Source organism: Hafnia paralvei ATCC 29927 (assembly GCF_001655005.1).
Taxonomy (GTDB): domain Bacteria; phylum Pseudomonadota; class Gammaproteobacteria; order Enterobacterales; family Enterobacteriaceae; genus Hafnia; species Hafnia paralvei.
Genome location: NZ_LXET01000054.1, coordinates 137560 through 163863 on the forward strand (window position 1 = coordinate 137560; position 26304 = coordinate 163863).

Here is a 26304-nt window from a genome sequence, read left to right on the forward strand (position 1 = left end):
GCAGTGACCAAAAAGAAAATCGTCATTGAATCTAAGATCGAAGTACTGCGGCAGAAATAGAACAGGAAAATAATCATGAAAATTAAAACTACCGTCGCTGCTTTAGGCCTTCTTTCAATGGTTTCTTTTGGTGCATTTGCTGCACAGTCCATCAGCGCAGAGCAGGCTTCCTCTATGCAGTCATTAGGCACCATTACCACCAGCGGTATTGATGGTTCACCTTCTGATATCAAAGCACAGCTTTCTGATAAAGCCGACGCAAAGGGAGCTACTGCTTATCACATTATTGAAGCTCGTATCGATGGTAACTACCACGCTACCGCAGAGATCTATCGCTAATTAATTGCTCTAACCGTTTCATCATAAGGTCAACGTTTCCTGTGTCTAACTTGAGCTCGTTGACTAATACCCTCGTCTAACCAGACGAACCCCATTGCCTTCGCTTGCGAAGGCTTTTTTTTGCCCTCACCAAAGACAAAAAAGCCGTGGGCAGAGCCACGGCTTTTTACATCAGCGAAAGCAATAGAATGATTTTATTCTTGCTCGCTAATCTCTTGTTTGTGTTCTAGCGCCTTCAACAGCTTGCTATGAATGCCCTCAAAGCCGCCGTTACTCATGACCAAAATATAATCACCAGGCTGAGCCGTTTTCGCAATCATATCGACCAATACGTCAATATCCGCACTCCAATGAGCCGGCTGAACGCAGGCTTCGGCTACTTCAGTCACTAACCAAGGAATGTGGTGAGGCTGGAACAAAAAGACCTCATCCGCTCGCCCCAGTGCCGGAGCCAGATCGTTTTTGGATACGCCCATTTTCATGGTATTAGAGCGAGGTTCCAGCACGGCTAAAATACGTGCGGTTCCACCTACTTTGCTGCGCAAAGCAGAAAGCGTTGCCAAAATTGCCGTCGGATGGTGGGCAAAGTCATCATAAACTTTTACACCAAAGGCTTCACCGCGTAGCTCTAAACGACGACGGGCATTGATGAAGGAATCCAAAGCACGACAGGCATCAGCAGGCAATACACCGACATGACGAGCTGCCGCAATCGCCATTAAACCATTATGCATATTGTGTTCGCCAACTAACCCCCAGTTTACTTCTCCCACCACATCGCCATCCAACAGCACTTCGAAATGGCTAGCATCTGGATTCAGCTTACGTGCATTCCACGTTCCATCTTCTCCACTAAGCTCTTGCTCACTCCAGCACCCCATAGCCATGACTTGCTTCAGGTTTGCGTCGCTGGCGGGTGAAATAATACGGCCTTTACCTGGCACCAGACGAACCAGATGATGAAACTGTTTCTGGATGGCCTTAAGATCGTCAAAGATATCGGCATGATCGAACTCAAGATTATTGAGGATCAATGTGCGCGGGCAGTAATGCACAAACTTGGATCGTTTATCGAAGAAGGCACAGTCATACTCGTCGGCTTCAATCACGAAGAATGGGCTGTTGCCCATCCGAGCTGAAACATCAAAGTTACCTGGCACACCACCAATCACGAAACCTGGCTCATAACCGCACTCTTCCAGAATCCATGTGACCATACCAGCGGTGGTGGTTTTACCGTGCGTTCCCGCAACCGCAATCACCCAGCGATGACGCAATACTTCATCATGCAGCCACTGTGGACCCGAAACGTATGGAATTCCCTGCTCCAAAATCATTTCAACACAAGGGTTACCACGCGTCATCGCGTTACCAATGATCACCAAGTCAGGTGCAGGATCCAAATGTGAAGGATCGTATCCTTCCATCAGCGTGATCCCTTCTTTTTCTAGTAGCGTGCTCATCGGCGGATAAACATTGGCATCAGAACCCGTCACTTCATGTCCTAACGTCCGAGCCAGCAAAGCAAGGCCGCCCATAAATGTGCCGCAGATTCCAAGAATATGAATGCGCATATCGTTTCCAGTTGATTACATCGAGTCAGTTCACATTCTAACGCTGAGAACGGCTGACGCGAAATGGAATTACCTAGGAATCACTTTATACATTGGCTAGAATAGCTGCGAAAACGTTGGCGGTTTGTAAATAAATCGCTACTCCTTCGCAGAATCAGGGAATGTGTCATGAAAACTTTAGGCGAGTTTATCGTCGAAAAGCAGCAAGATTTTCCACACGCTACTGGCGAACTAACCGCTCTCCTCTCCGCAATTAAACTGGGTGCCAAGATTATTCACCGCGATATCAACAAAGCGGGCTTAGTGGATATTCTCGGTGCTAGTGGTGCGGAAAACGTGCAGGGTGAGGTTCAGATGAAGCTGGATCTCTATGCCAACGAAAAACTCAAGGCCGCTTTAAAAGCGCGCGGCGAGGTCGCTGGTATCGCATCAGAAGAAGAAGACGATATTGTCATCTTTGAAGGCGACCGTGCCAACAATGGTAAGTATGTGGTTTTGATGGATCCATTGGATGGCTCTTCTAACATCGACGTAAACGTTTCGGTAGGTACGATTTTCTCAATCTATCGCCGTATTACGCCCATCGGACAGCCGGTGACTGAAGAAGATTTCCTGCAACCGGGAAATCGTCAGGTTGCCGCAGGATACGTGGTGTATGGTTCTTCAACGATGCTGGTGTACACCACTGGTAACGGGGTTCACGCCTTTACCTACGATCCATCGCTCGGTGTTTTCTGCCTGTCGCATGAACGCGTACGCTTCCCTGAAAAAGGCAATATGTACTCTATCAACGAAGGGAACTACATTAAATTCCCTCTCGGTGTGAAGAAATACATCAAATATTGCCAAGAACAAGACGAAGCCACACAGCGTCCTTACACCTCTCGCTATATTGGATCTTTGGTTGCCGACTTCCACCGCAACCTGCTCAAAGGCGGCATTTATATCTACCCAAGCACTGCAAGCCATCCAAGTGGCAAGCTGCGTTTGCTGTATGAATGCAATCCTATGGCGTTCTTAGCCGAGCAAGCAGGTGGTAAAGCGACCGATGGTTTCCGCCGTATTCTGGACATCGCACCTGAAAAACTGCACCAACGTGCACCGTTCTTCGTTGGTACCAGTTCAATGGTTGAAGACGCTGAACGCTTCATGAGTGATTTCCCAGACGCATAATCCTGCCAGTACCCGTTTGGTTTTAAGTGACATTAGGCTCGCGACGCGACCTACAGCTTGAAGTATGATGGGGATAGGCTGTTCATTTGTGGAGTGACCGCTATAATAGCCGTCACTCCATTTCTGGTTTGATTAAAGGAAACCGACATGAGCTTGATTAATGTCCCTGCTGGCAAAGACCTGCCAGAAGATATCTACGTAGTGATCGAAATTCCAGCTAACGCTGATCCAATCAAATATGAAGTAGACAAAGAAACCGGCTGCCTGTTCGTTGACCGTTTCATGTCTACTGCCATGTTCTACCCATGTAACTACGGCTACATCAACCACACTCTGTCTCTGGACGGCGACCCGGTTGACGTTTTGGTTCCAACTCCGTACCCACTGCAGCCTGGCTCAGTTATTCGTTGCCGCCCAGTTGGCGTGCTGAAAATGACTGACGAAGCAGGTGAAGATGCGAAGTTGGTTGCTGTTCCACACAGCAAAATGACCAAAGAATACGATCACGTCAAAGATGTGAACGATCTGCCTGAACTGCTGCGTGCCCAAATCTCCCACTTCTTTGAACACTACAAAGATCTGGAAAAAGGCAAGTGGGTTAAAGTTGAAGGCTGGGACAACGCTGAAGCGGCTAAAGCTGAAATCGTTGCCTCTTTCGAGCGCGCTAAAAACAAATAATTGTTTTTCTCCGCACGAAAAAACACCGCCTGATGGCGGTGTTTTTTTATGTCTTTCTGGTCGGAAAGCGACGCTTTACTCGTCGCACTCCTGACCACGCTTCAGCCAATCACCGCATTTAATACGCGGTAAACCTTCTACCGAGTATAGATAGATATAGATCCATGCGCTGCCAAATGGCGTTTTGATTAGCTCTCTACGATAGTCCTTGCTGTTGCTTTTTAAGTCATCTAGCTCGGCTAAGATAGAAGAGGTAATGCGATAAACCTCGCAAAAGACTTTGCCTTCGCCAGGCACTACCGCTGGATAATGCCCGAGATCGTACATCTCGTAGCCTTCGAGCTCATGTTCACCTAGCAGCATAGCGTTAGTCATCCAGTGACTGTTACCCTGCTTACGACGTAGACTTCCGTATACAATAATTCGCATCACTCAAACTCAAACTGATAGAGCAAATCGAGTGCCTGGTCGAGTCCAGACACCGCTTCCAGATATAATTTAGGCATTAGGCGATAACGTAGCGTCAGCGTTGCCAACGAATCAAATATCCCTACCCCATATTTTACCTGTAATCCTGGTAGTACATAACCACTCACCACAACCTGTGAGCTGTCCCCAACGCCCTGAGCATCCAGAGATAAATTGCTTACGCCAAATGTTTCGCCGATTTTACCCACCAGCTTCCCACTTTGCGCGACCCCCATACCAATCAGCATTGAAGTCATCGCATTACTGTCCGTTCCCGAACTTTCTAATCCCTGACCACGCAGCAGATAAGACAGAGCCATTTGTTGTGACATGGCAGGATCTGAGAATACTTCTAGTTTCGGCTGATCGGCAAGCCCTGTGACACGAACACCGGCAGTAACATCATCTTCCGTAGCGTCTGGATTACGAATCGCCTCAATATTGAGCAGCGGTTGTTCTGGCGGTCCGGAGAAGATAAGTTCCCCTTTACGAATCAACAAATCCTGTCCATAAGCCGCAAAACGCCCTTCAGGGATGTTCACCTGACCGTTCAAACCAAGTCCGTGCTCATCCTGCACCATCTTCAGATCACCCTGCAATCTCGCCTTCAGACCAAACGCATCCAAGCGAACATTCGGCCCAATACTGATGTTTAGGTTGCTATTGATCGGAATAGACGCCGTTGCTGGTTTGATCGGCTGACGATCGTTATTCAGCATCACCTCATCCGAAGAGACTGAGACCGCACTCTCCGGTAATTCCTGCACCGTGATGCGAGCCCATGGAATGGCCACTGAACCATTCAGAGCAAACATTTTCGGCGTTGCTTCAAACACAATATCCGGTGAGACATCCAAACGCACCATCGGCGGTACCGTTACGCGAACACGATCTCCTTTCACTGCAATCTGCGCTCGCCATGCATCAATTACGCGCCAATCGGCGTTACCGGTGAGATTTAGCTGCCCGCGAGACGTTTTAATCACCCCTTGCAGCGCTGAGCTCATTCCTTCAAAGTTCACAGCCAAATTACCGTCGGTAATATCAAACGGCATAAACTGACCGTCAATATCCACCTTATCCAGCGCCATACGACCATAAATTTGTGGCTGTTGCGCATTACCGCCTAAACGGAGAGCCGCGTTAAGCATACCCTGTGCTTTTTCGCCGGACATCAATGCTGGATTCAACATCGCCAACGAAATGTTCTTGATATTAACGTTCCCCGACAGATTTCTCCGCCCCTGAGGATCAGCAACTTGCACATTACCGTCTAACTGGCCGTTACCAGCAATCTTTATCAGCCAATCAAGCTGAGCACGACCATGGTTCAGCGCGGCGTTCAAATTCAACGTATCAAAAGCAATAGGAAGTGGGTTCCCCTGCACAACCTGTTGAACCTTGACCCCTTTACCACTCAGAGTCACTTTTGCTTCAGGTAATGCTTCCCCCTCTTTCCAGCTCACATCCGCGCGACCGGTAAACACGCCGTTTAGCGCAGTGTCTGGGCCTAAGAACGGTTTAATCATTGCCAAATCAAAACGGTTAAGCACAACGCTGGCATTACCACTGGCTCCCGCTTCTATGGTCTTAGGCACGCAAACTTCGGCATTCGGGTTCAGCCAACAGTGAGGGCCAACGCTAATTTTTTGCTGGGCATTGAGATAGTCGAGGGCAATTGGACGCGTTAAACGCCACTCCCCTACCGGAGTATCAAAGCGTGTATCGTTTAACGTTCCCTGCCAACGTTCTGTAGCCCGATCGAAGCTACCTTTCAGCGCTAACTGCCCCGAAATGGGATCGCCATTGATTTTCAACTGTAGTTGGTGCTGCTTCTCGCTGCCCTTAGCGTCCAGTGTGAGTAAGCTAATCAGGAAATCATCCTGTTTAAGTTGTTCGACACGCACATTCAAATTACCTTCAATTTGTTCAGCGGAACGAACATCGCCGTCAAGCTTAACGCGGTTGATCGTCAGCGTTTGCCACTGCAAACCTGACGCGGTGAGATCGGCGAGTACCTGAGGCGCCTTAAGATTACCACGCAGTTTCAGCGTACCTTTTGCGGTTCCCGCCAACCCAGGCAGGTTACCATCCAGACGAGGAGCATCGATAACCGCATCCAATGCCCATTTATCTGACAGCTCGCCGGTGATATCAATCTTGTTACGCCCCAGACCGATATGCATTTCAGGTATTTTCCACTGCCCTGCCTGATTTCCCGTCAGGTTGCCACGTACATCGACCTGATTTTGCTTCACGTTGCCCGCAAGCTGAAGCACTGGCACGCGTAGCTGCCAATTGCCACCGTACAGACTCCCCTGAGTTTCAATCTTGCCATTCAGCTTCGCGGGCCACTCAGGCCATTGTTTCGCGGTATTGATGCCGTCTAAGGTTAGCTTGCTTTTCCAGCTAATCGCCTTACTCCAATCAACCAACGCCGATAAATCGGTATTCCCCTGTAACGCGGCAACACGTAGGCGGTTCAAATTAAACTGCTGGTCGGTGCCTTTACCATCCAGCGTAATTTTAGCTGCTGGGATCTCATTGCCACTAACATCCGTACGCATTGATAGCGCATAGACTTTTCCGCTACCGTTCAGGCGCACTCGGATATTTTTTGCCTGATATTCAGAGGCTCCCGTCAGCGGCCACTGTACTCCTGAGCTTTCTAAGGTCAGTGCCAGAGGTAGACCAGCCTTAGCCAACTGAGTTTCCGCCGCCAGCGTGGCTTTCAACGGACCAGAGAGATTCGCATCAAGCGTCAATACATCACGCAGGTTGCCTTTAATACCTAACTTCAGCTTTTCTCCCTTGACGGGATCAACGTTCAAATCCGCATTCAGACGGAAATCCATCGGCCATTGATCGCTCAATGTCGCCTGACCATGCATCGACACATTACCCTGCGGCGAGCGAACCTCAAGCGTATGTAAACGCAGCGCACTGTCTTTAGTGACGGCTCTCACCAACAATGTATTCACCACAATGTCGCTATCACCGGTAACACGCAGTTGGTCACCGGAAATACGCTTAACGGTAAGATCCAATGGCAAGCGCAGTTCAGGCAGATCCGGAAGTAGCGGTTTAGCAAATAGCTCCGCCAGCACTTCTCCTAACGGTTTCTCTGGCGCCGCCTTTTCCGCTTCAGCCTGAACCTCTTTCTGCGCATCAGCCTTGGCCTGCTCTGGCTTGACGACCTGTTTCGCCACGTGCTCTGCAGCATCACTCGCCGCCTGTTTGGCACTCTCGGACGCCGCATCCATGGCAGCCTGAGTGACCGGCTTATCTTTGATAGCAACGGCAACAACCTGATCCTGCACCGGGGTGGCAGGCGTTTTCGGTAACGCCACCAGCAGAGATTGAATATGAGTCGGCAACAGCGTCAGGCCGCGATCTCGCCATTCAGCACCAGTGCGAAACTCATCCAGTGAAATGGCGGTATCATCGACGGTAACATGCACGTTATTGATCCGCAGTAAACGAATCGCGATCGGATAAGGCGCTTTCAGCTCGGTCAGCGGTTCACTGTTAGTTTCTTCTGGAGCGGGTTCTGACGGTGCGAGTTCTTGAGTGTTGATAGCAACATCGATCTGATTCGCCGTCAGCGCATTCAGACACAGCTCACTCTTTTTCAGACACCCTACATCAACCGCTAGATGGAATTCTCCGGCCTTCACTTTCACGCCCGGCATCTGATAGGAAACACCGGTTAACGTTAGATTACGCCAGCCACCGGTCACTCCCGCGATATCTAATCCCGGCACCCAACGCGCCGCACTGTTAATAACAAAATGAAGACCCGGTGTGCTGATGACTGTTCCAATCAGACCTACCACCAGTAGCACAACAACCAGCAGAAAAATCAGGCTGAATTTGATAATACGTCTCATAGTTCAGGCCCCAATCCGATGTAAAACTGTAGGTCGTGGTTGTCTTTGTCACCCACCGGTACCGCAAAGTCTAGCTTGATGGGACCCACCGGAGATTCCCAGCGTACGCCAACACCGGCACCGGTGTAGAAATTACTACGTTTGATATCGTTCACCGCTTCACCAGAGTCAACAAAGGTGGCACCCCACCATTTACCAGTGACGTTATATTGATATTCTAATGAGCCCGTCGCCAGTTTAGAGGCACCGGTCAGCTTGCCAGAGCTATCTTCCGGCGAAATGGATTTGTATTTATAGCCACGAATGCTGCGATCGCCACCGGCGAAGAAACGCAGGTTAGGTGGAACTTTTTCAAAGTCGTTGGTTTCAATCCACCCCACGTTACCGCGTACAACAAAACGATGTTTTTCGGCTAAGGTTCGGATCCAAACCTGTTGCGCCTGCACTACAGCAAAATCGACGTCCGATCCCCACGTGGTATCAGAAACATCAAAAGAATAACGTTGGCTATCTCCCCACACCGGCATCAACCCACCACGCGAGCGGGTTCGGTTTAACATGATCCCGGGATAGAGCAGCATGGTATTGTTGGTGACTTCACCCTGAGTAAAGTGGTTAAGGCTCCAACGCAGGTTAACCGAACGCTGCCAACCGCTCGAAAGATCCCAATATCTCGCCACGTTCAACGTCGTGGTATCTTCTTCGGTATCGTTGAGATCGGTTCGCTTAAACCCGCCCTGCAACAGATAATATTGCTCGATTGGATTCTTCAGCAGAGGAATTTTATAACTGAAATCAGCTGTTTGTTCAGGAGCAGAAAGGTTAAGCGAGGTCTCAAAGCTGTGGCCATAAGAGTTTACCCACGGTCGCTTCCACGTTGCCTGCACGCGCGGGCCGACATCGGTAGCATAGCCGCCGCCGAGCTCTACGGTATTGCGCACCTTTGGTGAAAGCACTGCGTCTAACGGCAGCTCTTTTTCTGGCGTAACCTGCTTGAAATCTGGAGAAACGACCACCGAGTTAAACCAGTTAGTCGCTGACAAGCGACGGCTAAACTCAGCCAGTTCCTCGGACGTATAATATTCACCTTGCTTGAAAGGCACCAAATTGCGCAGATACTCTTCGCGGATCTGCGATCCTTCGAAAGTTACATCACCAAAGCGGTAACGTTTACCGCTGTCAAAATCGATATCCCAAAATGCTTTGCGCTCATCTTCAATCACGCCGAGTTGGTGTACTGGCATTGTGGCATCGAAATAACCTCGTCGCAGCGCGATAGACGTCAGCGAATTTTTAAAGCTATCGTAGGTGCCGTGGTTAAGCACGGTGCCAATTTTAGGCTCACCGGTTTTCAAAAGCTCTTTATACGCTTCATCATCCTTCGCCTGTCCTTGGATTTTCACATCAACGCCAGCAATAAGCACAGGCTCACCCGCCTTCACTTTCGCGATCAATAGCGGACGCTCAGGCGGTTTACGATCCTGAAAATCAAATTCAATTGTCGGTTGATAATAGCCGAGCGCTTTCAGCCCACGACGGATAGACTCATCAACACGGGCGCGAAAACGGCCATCATTGCTGACTTCATCGCTTTCGATGGTGGAAAGACTGGCCCGTACGTTCTGTTCGAGCGACCCGCTTAAACCTTCAACCTTTAAGCGAACTTGCGCTGCATTGGCCAATGGGGATGCCAAAAATAGGCATATAAAGCCAAAGACACGAAATCGTGGCACGCGAACTCCTAACGTTTAACCCTACCTGTAAAACATTCCGCCTGTCAGGGGGACTGCTATCTGACGGAACTCAAAAATGTGCAATTGCACTAGTTTGCATTGCCATTAGTACATGGTTGCAATAATTAGGCATATTGTGCGCAAAGTAAGTATGAGATACAACTAATGACCGAATTGATTACAAATGTGCAATCACTAAAGCTATAGATATAACCACAACGTGATGTATAAATCTAAGACAGGAGCCACCTGTGGCAAACACAATTCACCACACTCAAACTCTGACTGCTGAACAGGCATTACCTGGCCGAAACACGCCAATGCCCATCGCAAAAACACATGCAGTCAATGGTCATTCGATGACAGAAGTACCAGAAGGTATGGAAACAGCCATTTTCGCGATGGGATGCTTCTGGGGCGTAGAACGCCTATTTTGGCAACAACAGGGGGTTTATAGCACCGCAGCAGGCTATAGCGGTGGTTTTACCCCTAATCCAACATACCGTGACGTCTGCTCAGGCCAAACCGGACACGCTGAAGCCGTTCGCATCGTTTTCGACCCAAAAATCATTAGCTACGCAAAACTGCTTGAGCTCTTCTGGGAGAACCACGATCCGGCGCAAGGGGATCGCCAAGGAAATGATATTGGTAGCCAATATCGTTCTGCGATCTTTGTGTTAACGCCTCAACAACAAGCTGAAGCGTTAACCAGCGAAGCGCGCTTCCAGAAAGCGATGCGTGAAGCCAACGATTCTCGTGAAATTACGACAGAAATCAGTGCCGCCAAACCGTTCTACTATGCTGAGGATGAACACCAGCAATATTTGTATAAAAACCCGCATGGCTACTGCGGTTTGGGTGGCATTGGCGTCTGCTTGCCACCTCAGCTTTAGGATTGAAGGTCGCTCGTTTCGCCATTAAAATTGGCTAATAGCAATGGTTTATGACGAAGTGAGCACCTTTTAATCGCTAGCTGGTTTCTCATGGCTGCTGCTATACTAGACGTGGGTCACAGAAATGTGGCCCTATTACTAGTAGTTAGTGCGCGATGTAGTACGCAAAGACTATGTCGTATTTTGTTAAATTTCTATTAATCACTGCCCTTCTCTATTCCCCGGAACCAACACCGGTCGAAGCGGATAAATTATGTTAAACAGTATTTTACTGATCCTGATATTAATCGCGATAAGCGCCTTTTTTTCCATCTCGGAAATTTCACTGGCCGCCTCTCGCAAGATGAAACTGAAAACAATGGCCGACGAAGGTGATATCAATGCATCTCGTGTCATTGCATTACAAGAACAGCCAGGTTACTTCTTCACCGTAGTTCAAATCGGGCTAAACGCCGTTGCTATCCTTGGTGGTATCGTCGGTGACGCTGCATTCTCTCCCACTTTCCGCATTCTGTTTGACCGCTTTATGTCGCCAGAAATTTCGGAACAGGTCAGCTTTGTTTGTTCATTCGTGTTGGTCACCAGTTGCTTTATCTTATTTGCCGACCTAACACCGAAACGCATCGGTATGATCGCCCCTGAAACGGTCGCCGTTCGGATCGTCAACCCGATGCGCTTCTGCCTATTGATATTTAGACCTTTGGTGTGGTTCTTTAACGGCCTTGCCAATATGATCTTCCGCTTGTTTAAACTGCCGATGGTGCGCAAAGACGACATTACCTCCGACGATATCTATGCCGTCGTTGAGGCTGGTGCGCTTGCGGGCGTACTGCGTAAGCAGGAACACGAAATCATCGAAAACGTATTTGAGTTGGAATCGCGCACGGTTCCTTCTTCTATGACGCCGCGTGAAAGCATCATTTACTTCGACCTCAGCGAAAGTGAAGAGAGCATTAAAGAGAAAGTTTCTACCCATCCTCACTCCAAGTTCTTGGTCTGTGATGGCGCAATCGATCATGTGGTTGGCTACGTTGACTCGAAAGACCTGCTTAACCGAGTACTGGGTAACCAGAGTCTGGTACTGAGCAGCGGTGTGCAAATCCGCAACGTGCTTATCATCCCAGATACGTTGACCCTATCTGAAGGGCTGGAAAGCTTTAAAACCGCCGGTGAAGACTTCGCTATTATCCTCAACGAATACGCGCTGGTGGTCGGTATCATCACGCTGAACGACGTCATGACCACGCTGATGGGCGATCTGGTTGGCCAAGGCCAAGAAGAACAGATTATTGCCCGTGATGAAAACTCTTGGCTCGTTGAAGGTGTTACGCCAATTGACGACGTCATGCGCGTACTGGACATCGAAGAATTCCCGCAAAACAGCAATTATGAAACCATCGGTGGTTTCATGATGTACATGCTGCGCAAAATTCCAAAACGTACTGACTACGTTAAATACGCTGGCTATAAGTTCGAAGTGGTTGATATTGATAGCTATAAGATCGACCAATTGCTGGTTACACGTTTGACCGAACGCCCTGCGCCTATTATTCCTGATGCCGCAGGCGATCTAGAGAAAGCCAAAGAAGCTAATCCCTAGTAACCACAGTGCTTCGCTGACCGCTTAAATCCGCGATACAACATAAACACAAACGGCCCGTAAGGGCCGTTATCATTTTTACTCTGGACTAACACTGCTGGGAGCTCTTCCCAATCTGCCTATGCCATTTCGGCCTGCAGTCGCGTTACCTGACGATTAATCTCAGACATCGCACTGAGATGGCGTTTGTCTCGCACTTTCGGAGGAAGAACCTTCCCCATATCAAACTCGAAAGCACCGACATCCTTGATGTATAACCGTCCACGAAACAGGGTTTTCACATACTTGGCAACAAGAAGCGGATTGTAGCGTTGGAAGATTTTCATTGTTGTGTTTACCTCCCGGTAATGACATGCGGCAGGGTATAAAAATTCACTCAGCCAAAACGGCTGCACTCACCCTATCCGCGTAATGGACTATAAATATAGACCCTATTCACAACTTTGGGTTCCCATTAAGCGCTATTTTTCACTATATTTACCTCAGCTGACAGAATGGTATGCAAAAAGTCATACCCAGCATGAAATAATCACGCAAAAAATGGGGTTTTGGCCTTACAGAATAAAACTTTCACTAACACATCAAAACAGGACAGACCTCCGATCACAATCTATGCTTTTGACACGATCACTCTGACTGTTTATTTAGAGAGCCTGCATGAAACTACAAAAACACTATCTTCTTCCTCTGCTACTGTTATCCATGTCAGTATCCGCGCACAACTTTCAGCAGAATCAGCGCGTCGCACCAGTAGGTATCAGTGACCGTGGCGAACTCAATTATCAAAACAACGAGTTTAGCTACAAAAACTGGAATTCAGCTCAGCTTGGTGGAAAGGTTCGCGTTATCCAGCATATTGCCGGTCGTACGTCTGCCAAAGACATGAATGACCCACTGATTGAAGCCATCAAAAAAGCGGGTTTGCCGCATGATAAATACCAAACGACCACCATTGTGAATACCGACGACGCCATCATCGGCACTGGGCCGTTTGTTCGTAGCAGCATAGAAAGTAGTAAGAAAGAATTCCCTTGGTCACAGTTTATCGTTGATGACACTGGTGCCGCTAAAAAGGCATGGGATCTACAGCCGAAAGGCTCCGCTATCGTGGTGTTAGATAAACAAGGAAACGTGAAATTTGCGAAAGATGGCGCATTAACACCACAGGAAGTGCAGCAGGTCATAGCCCTGCTGCATCAACTGTTAGGTTCTTAAAAAAACTAAAATATAGAAACACGGAACCCCGGGTTCAGGAAGGATTCTGCCGGGGTATAATCCAGCGTCTTACCCTGCCAGTCATTAATTTTCGCGCCTGCAGCCCGCGCGACAGCATGCCCAGCAGCGGTATCCCAGACGTTAGTGGGTCCAAATCGTGGATAAAGCTGAGCCTTACCTTCTGCAACCAAACAGAATTTAAGTGATGAGCCAACAGCAACCGTTTGATGATCGCCCAGCTGCGCTAAATAGTCTCTTAGCTCATCATCCGCATGCGAGCGACTCACCACCACCAGCGGGGGTATAGCATTGCTCACATGAATTTGCTCACGAACGCCCTTCTCTTCTTTCCATGCTTTATCGTGCTCTGCGCTATACAACACGTCATTGACCGGAGCATACACCACGCCCATCACCGGAATACCGTTTTCAATCAACGCAATATTCACGGTGAACTCACCGTTTCGGTTAATGAACTCTTTGGTACCATCTAAAGGATCAACCAGCCAATAACGCTGCCAATGCTGACGAATGTCCCACGACGGAGGATCTTCTTCAGACAACAAAGGGATATCTGGCGTTAGCTGCAACAGCCCATCGCGGATCACTCTGTGTGCAGCAAGGTCAGCTGCCGTGACCGGTGAATCATCAGATTTATGTTCAACATTAAGAGGTTTATCGTCTTGATAGACCGCCATTATTGCCTCTCCGGCCTCACGCGCCAGTCGGGAAATTTGCTCTAACATATTTACCTCTTTAAACAACGGCTTCTTCTAGAAGACTAGTTTTTTTTGCGGTGAATAGCCATCTTTCACTTACGCTACCTATATACTCACGTACAAAAGCTCATCCCCCCAATAACCACGCCCTCATCTGTGAACTCCCCCACGGACACCCCTTTCTTTATCTGGCAGAGTTCACAGTTCTGGGAATACCTTCATCGAAATTACACGTTTAGTTGCGATGCTTGTCATAAATACACTCATGGAGATTACCATGTCCGCTCGTCCCTTCTCTTACTCGCTGGTAGCGTTACTCATTGCCGGCTCGGTACAGGCTGCCACCGTTGATTTACGTATCCTCGAAACCAGCGATTTGCACAGCAATATGATGGATTTCGATTATTACAAAGATCAGCCAACTGAAAAGTTCGGCCTAGTGCGCACCGCAAGCCTTATCAACGACGCTCGCCATGAAGCCACCAACAGTGTTTTGGTTGATAACGGTGACCTGATTCAAGGGAGTCCTTTGGGTGACTATATGGCGTCAAAGGGATTAGAAAAGGGAGAAGTGCATCCAGTTTATAAAGCCATGAACACGCTGGATTACACGGTAGGAAACATCGGTAACCACGAGTTTAACTATGGATTGGATTATTTGAAGAAAGCTCAGGCTGGCGCAAAATTCCCTTATATCAATGCCAACGTGGTTGATGCAAAAACCGGTGAGCCAATCTGGAAACCTTATCTAATCGCAGAAAAGCAGGTAAAAGACCGCGATGGGAAAATGCATACGCTACGCATCGGCTACATTGGTTTTGTACCACCGCAGATCATGACGTGGGATAAAGCTAATCTGGCTGGCAAAGTGAAGGTGAATGACATCACAGAAACCGCTCGCAAGTATGTGCCAAAGATGAAAAAAGAAGGCGCTGACCTGATTGTCGCTATTCCCCATTCAGGCTTATCCAGTCTGCCTTATCAAGTTATGGCAGAAAACTCGGTTTACTATTTAAGTCAGATACCTGACATCAATGCCATCATGTTTGGCCACTCCCATGCCGTGTTCCCAAGCAAAGATTTTGCTGATATCAAAGGCGTCAATCTTGATAAAGGGACACTTAACGGTATTCCGGCTGTGATGCCTGGGCAGTGGGGAGATCATTTAGGTTTGGTCGATCTGGTCATCAACAACGATCAAGGCAAATGGACCGTTGAAGATGCCAAAGCACAGGCACGCCCGATTTACGATCTGGCGAATAAAAAATCGTTAGCCGCCGAGGATGCCTCTTTAATTAAAGTACTAAAAGAAGATCACAAGGGCACTCGTGATTTTGTCAGCCAACCTATCGGTAAATCCAACGGCAATATGTATAGCTATCTGGCGCTGATTCAAGACGATCCTACGGTGCAAATCGTCAATAATGCCCAACGCGCCTATGTGGAACACTATATTCAGGGCGATCCCGATTTAGCCGATATTCCTGTGCTATCGGCCGCTGCACCCTTTAAAGTCGGCGGCCGTAAAAACGATCCAGCTAGCTATGTTGAAGTTGAAAAAGGCCAACTGACCTTCCGTAATGCCGCCGATCTATACTTATATCCAAATACGCTGGTGGTGGTAAAAGCCAGCGGTGCCGATGTGAAAGAGTGGCTAGAGTGCTCTGCTGGGCAATACAACCAAATCGACGTCAACAGTAATAAGCCGCAGGAGCTCATCAACTGGGATGGTTTCCGCACCTATAACTTCGACATTATCGATGGTGTGAATTATCAGGTGGATGTCAGCCAACCTGCTCGCTATGACGGCGAATGTACCTTGATTAATTCAAAATCAGAGCGCATCAAAGGCCTTACGTTCAATGGCAAACCTATTGATCCTAACGCCCAGTTCCTAATCGCAACCAACAACTATCGCGCCTACGGCGGGAAATTTGCAGGCACCGGTGACCAGCATATTGCATTCGCGTCACCCGATGAAAACCGTGCGGTGCTGGCTGATTACATTCGCGCAGAAACTAAAAAACATGGTGCGGTAACACCACAGGTCGACAACAACTGGCGGTTGGCGAAAATTCGCAGCCAAACGCCGTTAGACATCCGCTTTGAAACTTCGCCAAGTGAAAAAGCCAGCAAATTTATCACTGAAAATGCTCAGTATCCGCTGACAAACAAAGGGCAAGATAACTTAGGCTTTGCGCTTTATCAGATTAACCTACAGAAATAACCTCAGCCCCCACTACACTCTAGTGGGGGCTTTTAGCAACCCATTTCATCTGCCGCTAGCTTAGCAATAGCCATTCTGCCGGCAAATAAATCCAAATCATCGTCTTCTAAGAACCACGCGGCAGACAAACCGGCATGAGCCATAATCCACATCAACAATCGCTGTTTTTCGATTTTTGCCGTTTGGGTCACCACCTCTAATCGGCGTAAAAATCGTGGCCGCTTCGTCGCGATTGATAGCTCTGGATTGCAAAATAAGTTGGCATAGTCATAGCCGCGTTCACCGTATAAACCTTTGGGATCGATTGCCAACCAGCCACGCGCTTCGAAATTCAAAATATTGCCATGATGAATATCACCGTGCAGCACCACTTCCTCAAGGGGGTCTGAAAGTAGCTGCTCAGCCATTACACCACAGAGTGACAACAGCGGATCGTGGCTTTGTAGCACGGCACTGCGCAATGCGCCAAAACGCTGGGATAACGTTTCCAATGGCGGCGCTTGGTATGTTCGAGCACGATGCAAACGAGATATCACGCGGCAAATAATTTCGCTTGCCTCATCGTCTTGGCCATTATTAACCATGCTCATCAGGTTTTGCGTACCACATGCACGCTCCATCAGCAAAGCGTCATCCTGCCGCGCCACCACTTGAGCCGCGCCGTCTCCGTCCCACCACTGCATCAGTTCAGCACCGCGGCGCTCCTCTTCTACCCCTGCCAGTTTCAACATCAGAGGTGCGCCATCACATAATACCGGCAAGAGTTGAGCGTTATGTGTCTTAATCAGCTCGCCATCGACCTGCAAATTCCACAATGTTAGCCAGTGGGTAAACATCTAAACTCCTCACCTAAAGTTTGTATCAGTATTGCAAAACCCAGAACAACCCCCAAAGAGTTATGGCTTATTTTATAAAGTGCATTTAAAATGCATTTTATAAATTTTAGGTACTCAGAGGAAGTTCATCATGGCACTACGCGATTTATCACTGGGCGAATTAGCAATTACCATTCCACGCGCCACCCTTCTGTTCCGCCAGCATGACATGGACTTTTGCTGCGGTGGCAAACAAACGCTGCTACGTGTGGCGACCAAGAAAAACCTCAATGTCGATGAACTCGAGGCTGCGCTGGAAAACCTAAAAAATGAACTAAATAATGAAACCGCGCACGACTGGCGGAATACACCGCTAGCAGAAATTACGCCATTTATCGTTAAGCGCTATCACGATCGCCACCGCGAACAACTGCCTGAACTGATTCTTATGGCCGAAAAGGTTGAACGAGTGCACGCTGAAAAACCTGCCTGCCCAAAAGGCTTAGCTAAACAGCTGAACCTTATCTACCAAGATCTCAGCCAGCATATGATGAAGGAAGAACGTATTTTATTCCCACTGATTGAACAGGGTATGGGGGCTCAAGCCGGTGGACCCATTTCGGTAATGGAAAGCGAGCATGATGAGGCTGGAGAACAGTTAGAAGTGATCAAATTCCTGACAAACAACGTCGTTCCACCTGAAGGTGCATGCAATACCTGGCAGGCACTGTATGCAGGCATTAATGAATTCATTAGCGATCTGATGGAACACATCAGCCTCGAGAATAACCTGCTATTCCCACGCGCGCTGCGTGGCGAATGAAACCATTGCCCTACCGTTATAAAAAAAGCAAAAAGCCGGAAAATACCTAATACTGGTTACTTAAGCACGATTTTAGGGGAAGTACACCGATGGGGTCGTAGCAGCTTTAGCTGCCGACAACTTTGCAGGGAGCAAAGTTGAACAACGCTTTAGCGTTGCCCCTTAGGGGGGAACACATGAATGTGTTCCATAACCGCCCCACGGTGTGCTAGCCCCGAATATCTCAATCTCTTAAACAATCAGCCTTAGGCAAATGCCGGCTTTCGTCTTATTCAACGCTGCTTAATCGCCTGACTTACAGGATTTCCAGCAATTCAACGTCAAATACCAATGCGCTGTATGGCGGGATTGCTGCACCTGCGCCGCGTTCCCCATAAGCTAAGTTATGCGGGATATACAGCTGCCATTTTGAACCGACTGGCATCATGGTCAGTGCTTCAATCCAGCCAGGGATCACGCCATTAACTGGGAACTCAGCAGGCTGGCCACGTTCAACAGAACTATCAAATACGGTACCGTCAACTAAACGCCCCGTATAGTGAACACGCACCTGATCCTGACGAGCCGGAATAGTACCTTCGCCTTTTTCTAGCACTTTGAACTGCAGGCCAGATTCAGTAACGGTGACATCATCATTCTTGGCATTCTCTTCCAAGAATTTCTGACCCGCTTCCGCTAAACCTTTCTGCTGTTCACGACGTACCGCATCAGCACGCTCGTGGATCTCACGCAGCGCACGATGAACGGCTTCAACAGGAACCGCCGGAGCATTCCCCTCCATCGCATCACGCAGGCCTGCCAACAGGGCTTCAGGCTGTAAACCTTCCAGACCAGACTCATTCAGCTGCTGGCCGACTTGCAGACCAATCCCATAACTTGCTTGCGCTTCTATACTGTCAAAAGAAGGGGTCGACATGGTGTTTCCTTTAATCTTTAAAATGTAGAAGGCGAAGCATAGCAGCGCTTGAGCCTAGGGTAAAATCTTGCATCCAGAAGGATGACTTTTGTCGAGTAAAAAGAAACAATAACAGTTCATTTACTTGATAAGATAAATGCAGGTTATTACACCCGTTCTGTATATATTCATTTTCAGAGTATTAACCTGTCATTTCGCGTCGATTTTCTCTACGCTAACGACTAAGGCACCATCAAGAGAGGTCATCATGGGCAGAATCACGCCCAGGAGAAGAAGAAGTACGAGGGTTTATCAACCCATGTTGCGTACATGGCTCAACCTACGTCAGCGGAACTCCCCAGCACTACTGGAGCCGCAGGATCAGGAAACGGAGCGTCCTATGTCTTCCAAACTGTCAGATAAGCTGAAAGTCGTTACACAGCATCTCTATAACCTGTGGCATATGCCTGACCGTTTCGATTGGATGGAGCCTTTACCCCCTTTCCACCGCCGCTGGGTGATTGTCGCCACAGTGGTACTTCTGCTGTCACTTCTCTGGCCTTATTCAGATCCCCAAGACTTACGTTATTCACCAGAACCACAGCAGGAAAACGAAGCCCCTATGCAAGCGGGTATGGATAACAATGACGCCCCTCCACCGCCGCGAGTAGAGAATACGCGCCAAGCCGAGCAAAATGGCTGGCAGGAGTATCATATTCAAGCAGGGCAAACCTTGGCTCAGCTTTTCCGCGACAACCAATTGAATGTCAATGATGTCTTTGCGATGGCACAGGTTGAAGGCAACGATAAACCACTGAGCAATTTAAAAGCGGGGCAGGACGTTGAGATTCAGCATAATGCGCAAGGACAAGTGATTGCGTTAAAAATTAAAACCATTAGCAACGAGCAAATTGAGTTCCGTCGCGAGGCTGATGGCAGCTTCCGCCGTATTCGCTAAGATTTCACTCTTTCCAACAGATATTCACGCAGCACAATGGCCTGATTGTGCTGCTCATCTCGACTACCGTACAGCAGCGTGAGTGGCTCGCCACGTTTTAAAATGGCGAGCAAAGCATCTCTGGCATCATTAGCATCAAGCTCAGCGCGATATAAAACACCAAACTCATCCCAAGACACCCGTTGTTCGTGAAACGCATGACGAAGATCGCTGCTGGGTGCAACGGTTTTAAGCCACTCAACGCCCTCAAGACGAGCCTTGGAAATACCACGGGGCCATAGGCGATCGGTCAGAAATGTATTGGCGGGATATGGGGGGTGGGCGTCATAAACGCGAGCTACATGGATAACGGCTGACATGAGATCCTCCTGAACAGAACTCATCATAGTCTACGCCGTTTTTCTATTTGGGGAGAACCAGAATAGAATGCAAAACGCCGGCACAAGGCCGGCGCTTTGACGAGTTACAGCGTTAACAGCTTTTCAGCTATTACTCTGCAACTACAACGACATTCAGCTGTGCGAATACGTCGCTGTGTACTTGGAAGTGAACTTCGTGATCACCAACAGTACGCAGAACGCCATTCGGCAGGCGAACTTCGCTTTTCGCTACCTGAACACCGGCTGCAGTAATTGCATCAGCGATGTCACGAGTACCGATTGAACCAAACAGTTTGCCTTCGTCACCCGCTTTAGAAGCGATGGTTACAGCACCCAGTTCGTTGATCTTAGCAGCACGAGCTTCAGCAGCTGCCAGAACGTCAGCCAGTTTGGCTTCCAGTTCAGCACGGCGTGCTTCGAAGAACTCGATGTTTTTCTTAGTTGCAGGAACAGCTTTGCCCTGTGGAACCAAGAAGTTACGTGCGTAACCTGCTTTAACGTTAACCTGATCACCCAGGCTACCCAGGTTTGCTACTTTATCAAGCAGAATAACTTGCATTACCTTATCCTCTTAAAGTCGTTAATGGACAGCAGCCGATTACTGATGACGATCAGTATATGGCAGCAGAGAAAGGTAACGTGCGCGCTTGATAGCACGAGCCAGCTGACGCTGGTACTTCGCACGGGTACCGGTGATACGGCTTGGTACAATCTTACCGCTTTCGGTGATGTAGTTTTTCAGCGTAGCGATATCTTTATAGTCAATCTCTTGAACGCCTTCCGCGGTGAAACGGCAGAACTTGCGACGACGGAAATAACGTGCCATATGGCTAGTCTCCAGAATCTATCAATTCAATCTGCTCGGCATGTAACACTAACTTGGTCAAACCATTGCGGCCTTGATGGCTACTAATGAAACCTTGAACCGTTAGCATACTGCCGACCGTTAATCTGTGGGTAGTTGCTTGAAATGCTTGTCCGCTAACAATCACAGGCATTCTGCACCATGCTTGTCGGCTAAATCCGGCTTCCTGCTGTATCGACCTGTGCTCAAGCACAAACTGACAGTGCGGGATCCCAGAGGGACTGACCTTTCGAATGGGAACTTTGCACACTGTGCCAGTCAAAACCAGACGATTTGAGGTCATTGCAGCAATTACTCTTCAGAATCCCCAGCATCAGCATCATCAGCGGTTTCGTTAGCGAAGTCTTCGCGGCGATCGCCACGACGTTCGTCTTTCGCTTTAACCATTGGTGAAGCTTCGGTTACCGCGTGTTTAGTACGCATAACCATGCTACGGATAACGGCGTCGTTGAAGCGGAAGTTAGTTTCCAGCTCATCGATCGCTTCCTGCGGAGCTTCAACGTTCAGCAGAACGTAGTGGGCTTTGTGCAGTTTGTTGATCGGGTAAGCCAGCTGACGGCGGCCCCAGTCTTCCAGACGGTGAATCTGACCAGCAGCGTTAGTGATGGTTGCACTGTAACGCTCGATCATGCCCGGAACCTGTTCGCTCTGGTCAGGATGGACCATAAAAACGATTTCGTAATGACGCATCGAATTGCTCCTTACGGATTATTCAGCCTCCTGATAGGGTCAGCCGCGGCCCATGGAGGCAAGGAACGTGTTTGTGTGCGGCTGAAAAATGACGCGTAATCATACTTGCGTGGGGTAGGAAACTCAAGGCAATTGGTGAAATTATTGTCGAGAACAAGTCAGGTCTAGATTTATAGCTCGAGTGGGCTGGATCAGGTGTCCCGCATTTATGGTTAAAGACATTCAGTTTTTTTGAATTTATAGAGCAAAAAATGTAGCTATCAATTGAATAAATGAGGACTAAACTAGTTATATCGGCAACGGATAATGCTGTTCACATCACACGTGCTTTACGAAAAGTTATTCAACGTATATCAATAAGATTGAGGAGAATCCGATGAAATCTATCATCGCCCTCGTGACGACATTAACCCTGTTTGCCGCCACCAACGCACTCGCAGCAACTGAGATTACAGGCCGTCAGGCAAACTCGCTGATTGCCAATCAATACGCAGTTGTCAGCGTAAACCATGACGTACAAAACGTGCAGGAAGCGCTACCGCAACTACAGCAGGAAGCTGTCGCTCAAGGCGCAAAATATTATCAAGTGATTGTAATGCATGAGCCTGAAAGCAACGGTCAGATGCACGTCAGCGCAGCTCTGTTCCGCTAAAATAGGTTTCTATTAGAACAAACGACGCGTGCCACACCAGAGAAAAACCCAGCAAAAATTGTGACAACCCTGCCAATAATAACAACGAAAACATCGCTACGTTGCCCCTTATGACACCCATCATACGGGGCTTTTTTTCACCTTATACTTATAGATGGCGAGAGAAAAACTGCACGCCCACATCTAAGGCAGAAACCGTAATTTTATGCCCAATGGAGGCTTCCGTTTCAAAGCGAATATGTTCCAGCAAACGGTGTTCCGCCAGATCGCGAATTAAACGCCGACTCTCCTCGGCTGGCACCAAATCATCAGCCAAACCATGCCAAATAAGTAATGGCTTATCTGCCAATTTTTCCAACTGGTGACTAACGTCATATTCGGCTAAAAAGCCCAGCTCAGCGCTAAGTCGTTGGCGATCTTCAACGGTTTTTACGTCAAACGGCGGGAAGAGCGTTTGTGACAAGGATTCGAAATAACCCGAGCCCATAAATGATGCTGCGGCCTGAATCCACGGATAGCGCACCTTTGCTCCCAGCGTCGTCATTCCTCCCAAGGATGCACCGCACACGCCAACCCGATCGTCCAAAATTAAACCCTGCCGCTGATAATGCTGATAAATGGCAGGCAGTTCATCTATGTTTGATCTAAGAATGTTCCAGAAATGAGCCATACGGTATGCCTCGTCGCCGTTAAAACGCGAACCGTGCAAATTGGCCTCAGGCAAAATAACGCGAAAACCCGCCTTCGCAAATGCATAACCAAAATAGGAATACACTTCTTTAGAAGAGGTAAAACCATGATAGAAAAAGAGAGTTGGTAAAGGCTTCCCCTGCTTACCCGCCGGCGCGGCATGCAAAACAGGAAGCCCATCGACCACTTCATCAAACATCTCAATCATTCTTTTATCCTCCCGAGTTTTGCGATTAAGTGACAAATAATGAGCCGGAGGCTGAGCAGAAACAATCACTTCTGGTTCTAAGTTATGAACTACTGATGAATTCCCGCGTGCTTACTGGTCATTTCCGCGTCATACAGGATACAATTGAAAGACTTGCCTAACTACCGCAGGCCATCAGGATGAAAAAAATTAAACTTTCCCTCGTAATCCTCTTTACGCTGTTTTTAACCGCCTGTGGCGTGATGAACAGCAAACCCGTTCCACCACCAGCGCCGAGCTCACACGCACAGGAAATTCGTCGCGATCAAACCAGCACGCTAACACGCATGAGGACAATAAGTGCTCAGGTATATGGCAGCCCAATGAATGCTCAAGAAGTACTGCAAAAACAAGCCGATGAAGCTGGTGCAACTTACTATTACGTGATCATGGTGGATGAGACCGGCGTGCCGGGTCAGTGGTACGCTCAAGCCATTTTATATAAATAAAACTGCAGGTTTTATTTAACAAATTTTACACGGTATCGATAAAAGTCTACGCGTTCTGTCTCATTATTAGGCAAAGTGCGTAGACTTTTTTTTATGATCACGGTGTTATGGAGACGTTAACACACCTTAATATTTTAATCTGGATGATGAAATAAGCATAAGGAGTTCGCTGATGAATAGATCCCCTGTACTCACTACCCTACTGCTTTCTATTGGCTTAATCAGCGCAACCGCTCAATCCGCGGAAAACGTGAATGCCGATCTCACCACAGGGCTAAACCAAGTCGGCGTGATCTCAGTACAAGGGGTTGTGGGCGAACCTCACGATGTCGAGCGCCTCATTGCACTAAAAGCCGATGAGCAAGGAGCGAGCTACTACCGCATCCTGAGCATGGACGAAAATATGCCGCAGCATACTTGGCATGTCACGGCGGCACTCTATAGTTAACGTGGGGTTTCTAGCAGCCAAGTCCCATCGCGCGCTGTAACAAAAGATCCTGAGTTCGATTATCGATCACCCTTGCACCATCAGATGAGTGATATTGTTGACACCACGCCTCTGCCACCTCTGTAGGCGCAAAGCGCAGCAGTTGTGCCGCTGCATTAATATTAAATAACTCATCGCTGATGATTCGAGCTTCTGCTTCACTTGGATTATGCAGTCGCTTGAGCAAATTTCGCCAAGCTTTATCCAATAACACGTTCTGTCCTTTTACGTCAGCCAGCTCCAGACTCAGCATCTCCTCCATGTGAGGGTTTTTACGCCATACCCTTAATACGTCTAAGCACATGATATTGCCAGAACCTTCCCAAATACTGTTCACCGGAATTTCTCGATACAGACGAGGCAGTTCACTTTCTTCGCAATAACCTATACCTCCTAAGGCCTCCATAGCCTCAGCAACAAAGGGGATACCTTGCTTACAAACAGCAAATTTGGCTGCAGGCGTCATCAAACGACCAAACAGCCTTTCGCCTTGGACATCAGGCATCTCTAAAGAGCGGCAGAGCCTAAATAACAGCGAGGTTTGCCCTTCTAGCCTGAGTGCCATTTTAGCAAATACCTGACGCATCAGCGGCTGCTCTGCCAATGATTTGCCAAATGCTTGCCGTTGTAAGGCATGATAAAAAGCAACGGTGAAAGCTCTACGCATCAGACCGTGGCTGCCGAGCGCGCAATCAAAACGAGTCGCACTTCCCATCTGTAATATCAGACGTACACCATCACCCTCATCGCCCAATAGCCAACCAGTGGCATCCTGAAATTCAACTTCAGCGCTGGCATTTGAGCGATTACCCAACTTCTCTTTCAGCCTTTCGATGCGAATCGCGTTACGCGTTCCATCAGGAAGAATACGAGGAACAAAAAAGCAGGAAATACCACCGCTGGCCTGAGCCAAAATTAGGTGAGCATCACTTTGAGGTACGGAGAAGAACCATTTATGCCCGACTATACGGTAAGGCTTGCCACTCCCCTGACCTTCCAGAGCGATTGCCTGTGTCGTGTTGGTGAGGACATCTGAACCGCCTTGTTTTTCCGTCATTCCCATCCCAATCAGCAAACCCTTTTTCTGCTCAGCGGGCAGTGAGTGTGGATCATAACGATTGGATGCCAATCCCATCAGCCAGCCATTCATTGACGTAGGCAGGCATTTTTGCAGCAGCGGGATAGCACCAAATGTCATGGTTATCGGGCACAGCGTGCCAGCCTCAACCTGACTATGCAGTAAAAAACGCGCTGCACGTGCGGCGAAAGAGCCGCTAACCGCATTGTTTTGCCAAGGTAAGTTATGCACACGATTTTCTGTCAGTCCCTGCATCAACATATGCCACGATGGATGGAAACGCACCTCATCCACACGGCGACCAGCCGCGTCATATCGTAAAAGCTCTGGTGGATTGGCGTTCGCCATCCGACCAAGTTCGAGTGACTCGGCAGATCCAAGTTGCAGACCAACGGCGCTGAGTAAAGCGCTATCCCATCCCGCCTGCTCGCGGACAACGGCCTCTTGCAAAGGGGTATCGGAAAGATAAAGATTACTGTTACTTAGGGGATTGGGTTGATTAAAAACCGTATGCGTTTGCCACGTCATAGTCATAGTCCCTAACGTCGCCCCACCAACAGGGCTAGGTCTCTAAGTATGATCGCTTAGGCTGTTTTTGCTGGTAGTCACTTCACAAAAGAAATTCATAAAAAAAGGTGGCCACAGCCTAATGCCGGTCACTTAAGCGTGATTTTAGGGGAAGTACACCGATGGGGTCGTAGCAGCTTTAGCTGCCGGAGCGCCCCGCGGTGTGCTAGCCCCGTGTATCTCTTAAACGATCAGCATT

The 26304-nt window shown here is 48.5% G+C and carries 27 protein-coding genes; 12 read left to right on the forward strand and 15 right to left on the reverse strand.

Annotated features, from left to right (window positions below; all coding sequences use genetic code 11):
• Positions 1–75: 75 nt before the first annotated feature.
• A complete protein-coding gene (gene yhcN / locus M988_RS17830; RefSeq protein ID WP_004093682.1) occupies positions 76–339 on the forward strand; it encodes a peroxide/acid stress response protein YhcN in 264 nt (87 codons plus the stop codon).
• A 194-nt stretch (positions 340–533) separates the two neighbouring features.
• Here the strand turns inward: yhcN and mpl are convergent, their stop codons facing one another.
• Entirely contained in the window at positions 534–1913 is a 1380-nt protein-coding gene (gene mpl, locus M988_RS17835) for a UDP-N-acetylmuramate:L-alanyl-gamma-D-glutamyl-meso-diaminopimelate ligase (protein WP_039187866.1), read from the reverse strand.
• Positions 1914–2081: 168 nt separating this feature from the next.
• Between mpl and fbp the strand changes: the two genes are divergently transcribed.
• Entirely contained in the window at positions 2082–3086 is a 1005-nt protein-coding gene (gene fbp, locus M988_RS17840; RefSeq protein ID WP_004093680.1) for a class 1 fructose-bisphosphatase, read from the forward strand.
• Between the two features lie 147 nt (positions 3087–3233).
• Positions 3234–3764, forward strand: a complete 531-nt coding sequence (ppa, locus tag M988_RS17845) for an inorganic diphosphatase (protein WP_004093679.1) — start codon at positions 3234–3236, stop codon at positions 3762–3764.
• A gap of 75 nt (positions 3765–3839) precedes the next feature.
• On the opposite strand, the gene M988_RS17850 is transcribed toward ppa, so the two are convergent.
• From M988_RS17850 to tamA, 3 genes are read right to left on the reverse strand one after another with little or no spacing between them, the layout of a single operon-like run.
• On the reverse strand, positions 3840–4193 hold the full coding sequence (locus tag M988_RS17850; protein WP_004093677.1) for a gamma-glutamylcyclotransferase family protein: 354 nt from the start codon (positions 4191–4193) through the stop codon (positions 3840–3842).
• Positions 4193–8122, reverse strand: a complete 3930-nt coding sequence (gene tamB / locus M988_RS17855; RefSeq protein ID WP_064575172.1) for an autotransporter assembly complex protein TamB — start codon at positions 8120–8122, stop codon at positions 4193–4195. Before tamB ends, M988_RS17850 begins: the two co-directional genes overlap by 1 nt.
• Positions 8119–9855: an autotransporter assembly complex protein TamA gene (tamA, locus tag M988_RS17860; RefSeq protein WP_008814864.1), complete on the reverse strand. Its 1737-nt coding sequence runs from the start codon at positions 9853–9855 to the stop codon at positions 8119–8121. Before tamA ends, tamB begins: the two co-directional genes overlap by 4 nt.
• A 263-nt stretch (positions 9856–10118) precedes the next feature.
• On the opposite strand from tamA, the gene msrA reads away from it, so the two are divergent.
• Positions 10119–10748: a peptide-methionine (S)-S-oxide reductase MsrA gene (gene msrA / locus M988_RS17865; RefSeq protein ID WP_096081196.1), complete on the forward strand. Its 630-nt coding sequence runs from the start codon at positions 10119–10121 to the stop codon at positions 10746–10748.
• Positions 10749–11001: 253 nt separating this feature from the next.
• Positions 11002–12348: a polyamine export protein PaeA gene (gene paeA / locus M988_RS17870; RefSeq protein WP_004093671.1), complete on the forward strand. Its 1347-nt coding sequence runs from the start codon at positions 11002–11004 to the stop codon at positions 12346–12348.
• Between the two features lie 119 nt (positions 12349–12467).
• Here the strand turns inward: paeA and M988_RS17875 are convergent, their stop codons facing one another.
• Entirely contained in the window at positions 12468–12674 is a 207-nt protein-coding gene (locus tag M988_RS17875; RefSeq protein ID WP_004093669.1) for a DUF1107 domain-containing protein, read from the reverse strand.
• Positions 12675–13005: 331 nt separating this feature from the next.
• Here M988_RS17875 and M988_RS17880 point away from each other — a divergent pair, with 331 nt between their 5' ends.
• Positions 13006–13563 carry a YtfJ family protein gene (locus M988_RS17880; RefSeq protein ID WP_008814862.1) on the forward strand — a complete coding sequence of 186 codons (558 nt, stop codon included), beginning with the start codon at positions 13006–13008 and terminating at the stop codon, positions 13561–13563.
• A 5-nt stretch (positions 13564–13568) separates the two neighbouring features.
• Here the strand turns inward: M988_RS17880 and cysQ are convergent, their stop codons facing one another.
• Complete coding sequence (cysQ, locus tag M988_RS17885; RefSeq protein WP_064575174.1) at positions 13569–14309, reverse strand: 3'(2'),5'-bisphosphate nucleotidase CysQ; 741 nt, start codon at positions 14307–14309, stop codon at positions 13569–13571.
• A gap of 238 nt (positions 14310–14547) precedes the next feature.
• On the opposite strand from cysQ, the gene M988_RS17890 reads away from it, so the two are divergent.
• Positions 14548–16509, forward strand: coding sequence for a bifunctional 2',3'-cyclic-nucleotide 2'-phosphodiesterase/3'-nucleotidase (locus M988_RS17890; protein WP_406600294.1), 1962 nt, complete (start codon positions 14548–14550; stop codon positions 16507–16509).
• A gap of 32 nt (positions 16510–16541) precedes the next feature.
• Here M988_RS17890 and M988_RS17895 read toward each other — a convergent pair whose 3' ends face one another.
• Entirely contained in the window at positions 16542–17345 is an 804-nt protein-coding gene (locus M988_RS17895) for an aminoglycoside phosphotransferase family protein (protein ID WP_064575179.1), read from the reverse strand.
• Positions 17346–17475: 130 nt separating this feature from the next.
• On the opposite strand from M988_RS17895, the gene ytfE reads away from it, so the two are divergent.
• Complete coding sequence (gene ytfE, locus M988_RS17900) at positions 17476–18147, forward strand: iron-sulfur cluster repair protein YtfE (protein ID WP_004093655.1); 672 nt, start codon at positions 17476–17478, stop codon at positions 18145–18147.
• A 295-nt stretch (positions 18148–18442) separates the two neighbouring features.
• On the opposite strand, the gene bamJ is transcribed toward ytfE, so the two are convergent.
• Positions 18443–19063, reverse strand: a complete 621-nt coding sequence (gene bamJ, locus M988_RS17905) for a BamJ family beta-barrel-assembly machinery protein (RefSeq protein ID WP_004093653.1) — start codon at positions 19061–19063, stop codon at positions 18443–18445.
• A 247-nt stretch (positions 19064–19310) separates the two neighbouring features.
• Here bamJ and M988_RS17910 point away from each other — a divergent pair, with 247 nt between their 5' ends.
• The gene (locus tag M988_RS17910) at positions 19311–20000 is read left to right on the forward strand and encodes an OapA family protein (RefSeq protein WP_064575182.1); all 690 of its coding nucleotides are present in this window, start codon (positions 19311–19313) and stop codon (positions 19998–20000) included.
• Here M988_RS17910 and M988_RS17915 read toward each other — a convergent pair.
• The 5 genes from M988_RS17915 to rpsF all read right to left on the reverse strand — a co-directional run bounded on the left by M988_RS17915 (position 19997) and on the right by rpsF (position 21935).
• Positions 19997–20359: a DUF488 domain-containing protein gene (locus M988_RS17915; RefSeq protein ID WP_008814856.1), complete on the reverse strand. Its 363-nt coding sequence runs from the start codon at positions 20357–20359 to the stop codon at positions 19997–19999. The two genes, M988_RS17910 and M988_RS17915, sit on opposite strands and share 4 nt — an antisense overlap.
• Positions 20360–20489: 130 nt before the next feature.
• Positions 20490–20939 carry a 50S ribosomal protein L9 gene (gene rplI / locus M988_RS17920; RefSeq protein ID WP_004093647.1) on the reverse strand — a complete coding sequence of 150 codons (450 nt, stop codon included), beginning with the start codon at positions 20937–20939 and terminating at the stop codon, positions 20490–20492.
• A gap of 39 nt (positions 20940–20978) precedes the next feature.
• Positions 20979–21206, reverse strand: coding sequence for a 30S ribosomal protein S18 (rpsR, locus tag M988_RS17925; RefSeq protein WP_000135199.1), 228 nt, complete (start codon positions 21204–21206; stop codon positions 20979–20981).
• 4 nt (positions 21207–21210) lie between these two features.
• On the reverse strand, positions 21211–21528 hold the full coding sequence (priB, locus tag M988_RS17930) for a primosomal replication protein N (protein WP_008814855.1): 318 nt from the start codon (positions 21526–21528) through the stop codon (positions 21211–21213).
• A gap of 8 nt (positions 21529–21536) precedes the next feature.
• Positions 21537–21935: a 30S ribosomal protein S6 gene (gene rpsF / locus M988_RS17935; RefSeq protein ID WP_004093642.1), complete on the reverse strand. Its 399-nt coding sequence runs from the start codon at positions 21933–21935 to the stop codon at positions 21537–21539.
• 376 nt (positions 21936–22311) lie between these two features.
• On the opposite strand from rpsF, the gene M988_RS17940 reads away from it, so the two are divergent.
• Positions 22312–22587 carry a YdgH/BhsA/McbA family protein gene (locus M988_RS17940; RefSeq protein ID WP_004093640.1) on the forward strand — a complete coding sequence of 92 codons (276 nt, stop codon included), beginning with the start codon at positions 22312–22314 and terminating at the stop codon, positions 22585–22587.
• A 148-nt stretch (positions 22588–22735) separates the two neighbouring features.
• Here M988_RS17940 and yjfP read toward each other — a convergent pair whose 3' ends face one another.
• A complete protein-coding gene (yjfP, locus tag M988_RS17945) occupies positions 22736–23485 on the reverse strand; it encodes an esterase (RefSeq protein ID WP_039187853.1) in 750 nt (249 codons plus the stop codon).
• A 179-nt stretch (positions 23486–23664) separates the two neighbouring features.
• On the opposite strand from yjfP, the gene bsmA reads away from it, so the two are divergent.
• Both bsmA and M988_RS17955 read left to right on the forward strand, forming a co-directional pair.
• On the forward strand, positions 23665–23973 hold the full coding sequence (bsmA, locus tag M988_RS17950) for a biofilm peroxide resistance protein BsmA (protein ID WP_004093636.1): 309 nt from the start codon (positions 23665–23667) through the stop codon (positions 23971–23973).
• A gap of 172 nt (positions 23974–24145) precedes the next feature.
• Positions 24146–24421, forward strand: a complete 276-nt coding sequence (locus M988_RS17955) for a YdgH/BhsA/McbA family protein (RefSeq protein WP_008814853.1) — start codon at positions 24146–24148, stop codon at positions 24419–24421.
• Between the two features lie 10 nt (positions 24422–24431).
• Here the strand turns inward: M988_RS17955 and M988_RS17960 are convergent, their stop codons facing one another.
• Entirely contained in the window at positions 24432–26066 is a 1635-nt protein-coding gene (locus M988_RS17960) for an isovaleryl-CoA dehydrogenase (protein WP_039187852.1), read from the reverse strand.
• Positions 26067–26304 lie beyond the last annotated feature (238 nt).

Coding starts and splice junctions, on each gene's coding strand:
- M988_RS17895 (WP_064575179.1), bottom strand. CDS start 17,345: ATGTTTACCCACTGGCTAACATTGTGGAATTTGCAGGTCGATGGCGAG.
- paeA (WP_004093671.1), top strand. CDS start 11,002: ATGTTAAACAGTATTTTACTGATCCTGATATTAATCGCGATAAGCGCC.
- M988_RS17940 (WP_004093640.1), top strand. CDS start 22,312: ATGAAATCTATCATCGCCCTCGTGACGACATTAACCCTGTTTGCCGCC.
- rplI (WP_004093647.1), bottom strand. CDS start 20,939: ATGCAAGTTATTCTGCTTGATAAAGTAGCAAACCTGGGTAGCCTGGGT.
- M988_RS17880 (WP_008814862.1), top strand. CDS start 13,006: ATGAAACTACAAAAACACTATCTTCTTCCTCTGCTACTGTTATCCATG.
- M988_RS17875 (WP_004093669.1), bottom strand. CDS start 12,674: ATGAAAATCTTCCAACGCTACAATCCGCTTCTTGTTGCCAAGTATGTG.
- rpsR (WP_000135199.1), bottom strand. CDS start 21,206: ATGGCACGTTATTTCCGTCGTCGCAAGTTCTGCCGTTTCACCGCGGAA.
- M988_RS17915 (WP_008814856.1), bottom strand. CDS start 20,359: ATGTCAGCCGTTATCCATGTAGCTCGCGTTTATGACGCCCACCCCCCA.
- yhcN (WP_004093682.1), top strand. CDS start 76: ATGAAAATTAAAACTACCGTCGCTGCTTTAGGCCTTCTTTCAATGGTT.
- M988_RS17910 (WP_064575182.1), top strand. CDS start 19,311: ATGGGCAGAATCACGCCCAGGAGAAGAAGAAGTACGAGGGTTTATCAA.
- M988_RS17890 (WP_406600294.1), top strand. CDS start 14,548: ATGGAGATTACCATGTCCGCTCGTCCCTTCTCTTACTCGCTGGTAGCG.
- fbp (WP_004093680.1), top strand. CDS start 2,082: ATGAAAACTTTAGGCGAGTTTATCGTCGAAAAGCAGCAAGATTTTCCA.
- M988_RS17960 (WP_039187852.1), bottom strand. CDS start 26,066: ATGACGTGGCAAACGCATACGGTTTTTAATCAACCCAATCCCCTAAGT.
- bsmA (WP_004093636.1), top strand. CDS start 23,665: ATGAAAAAAATTAAACTTTCCCTCGTAATCCTCTTTACGCTGTTTTTA.
- bamJ (WP_004093653.1), bottom strand. CDS start 19,063: ATGTCGACCCCTTCTTTTGACAGTATAGAAGCGCAAGCAAGTTATGGG.
- ytfE (WP_004093655.1), top strand. CDS start 17,476: ATGGCACTACGCGATTTATCACTGGGCGAATTAGCAATTACCATTCCA.
- rpsF (WP_004093642.1), bottom strand. CDS start 21,935: ATGCGTCATTACGAAATCGTTTTTATGGTCCATCCTGACCAGAGCGAA.
- cysQ (WP_064575174.1), bottom strand. CDS start 14,309: ATGTTAGAGCAAATTTCCCGACTGGCGCGTGAGGCCGGAGAGGCAATA.
- M988_RS17850 (WP_004093677.1), bottom strand. CDS start 4,193: ATGCGAATTATTGTATACGGAAGTCTACGTCGTAAGCAGGGTAACAGT.
- priB (WP_008814855.1), bottom strand. CDS start 21,528: ATGACCTCAAATCGTCTGGTTTTGACTGGCACAGTGTGCAAAGTTCCC.
- M988_RS17955 (WP_008814853.1), top strand. CDS start 24,146: ATGAATAGATCCCCTGTACTCACTACCCTACTGCTTTCTATTGGCTTA.
- mpl (WP_039187866.1), bottom strand. CDS start 1,913: ATGCGCATTCATATTCTTGGAATCTGCGGCACATTTATGGGCGGCCTT.
- tamB (WP_064575172.1), bottom strand. CDS start 8,122: ATGAGACGTATTATCAAATTCAGCCTGATTTTTCTGCTGGTTGTTGTG.
- yjfP (WP_039187853.1), bottom strand. CDS start 23,485: ATGATTGAGATGTTTGATGAAGTGGTCGATGGGCTTCCTGTTTTGCAT.
- ppa (WP_004093679.1), top strand. CDS start 3,234: ATGAGCTTGATTAATGTCCCTGCTGGCAAAGACCTGCCAGAAGATATC.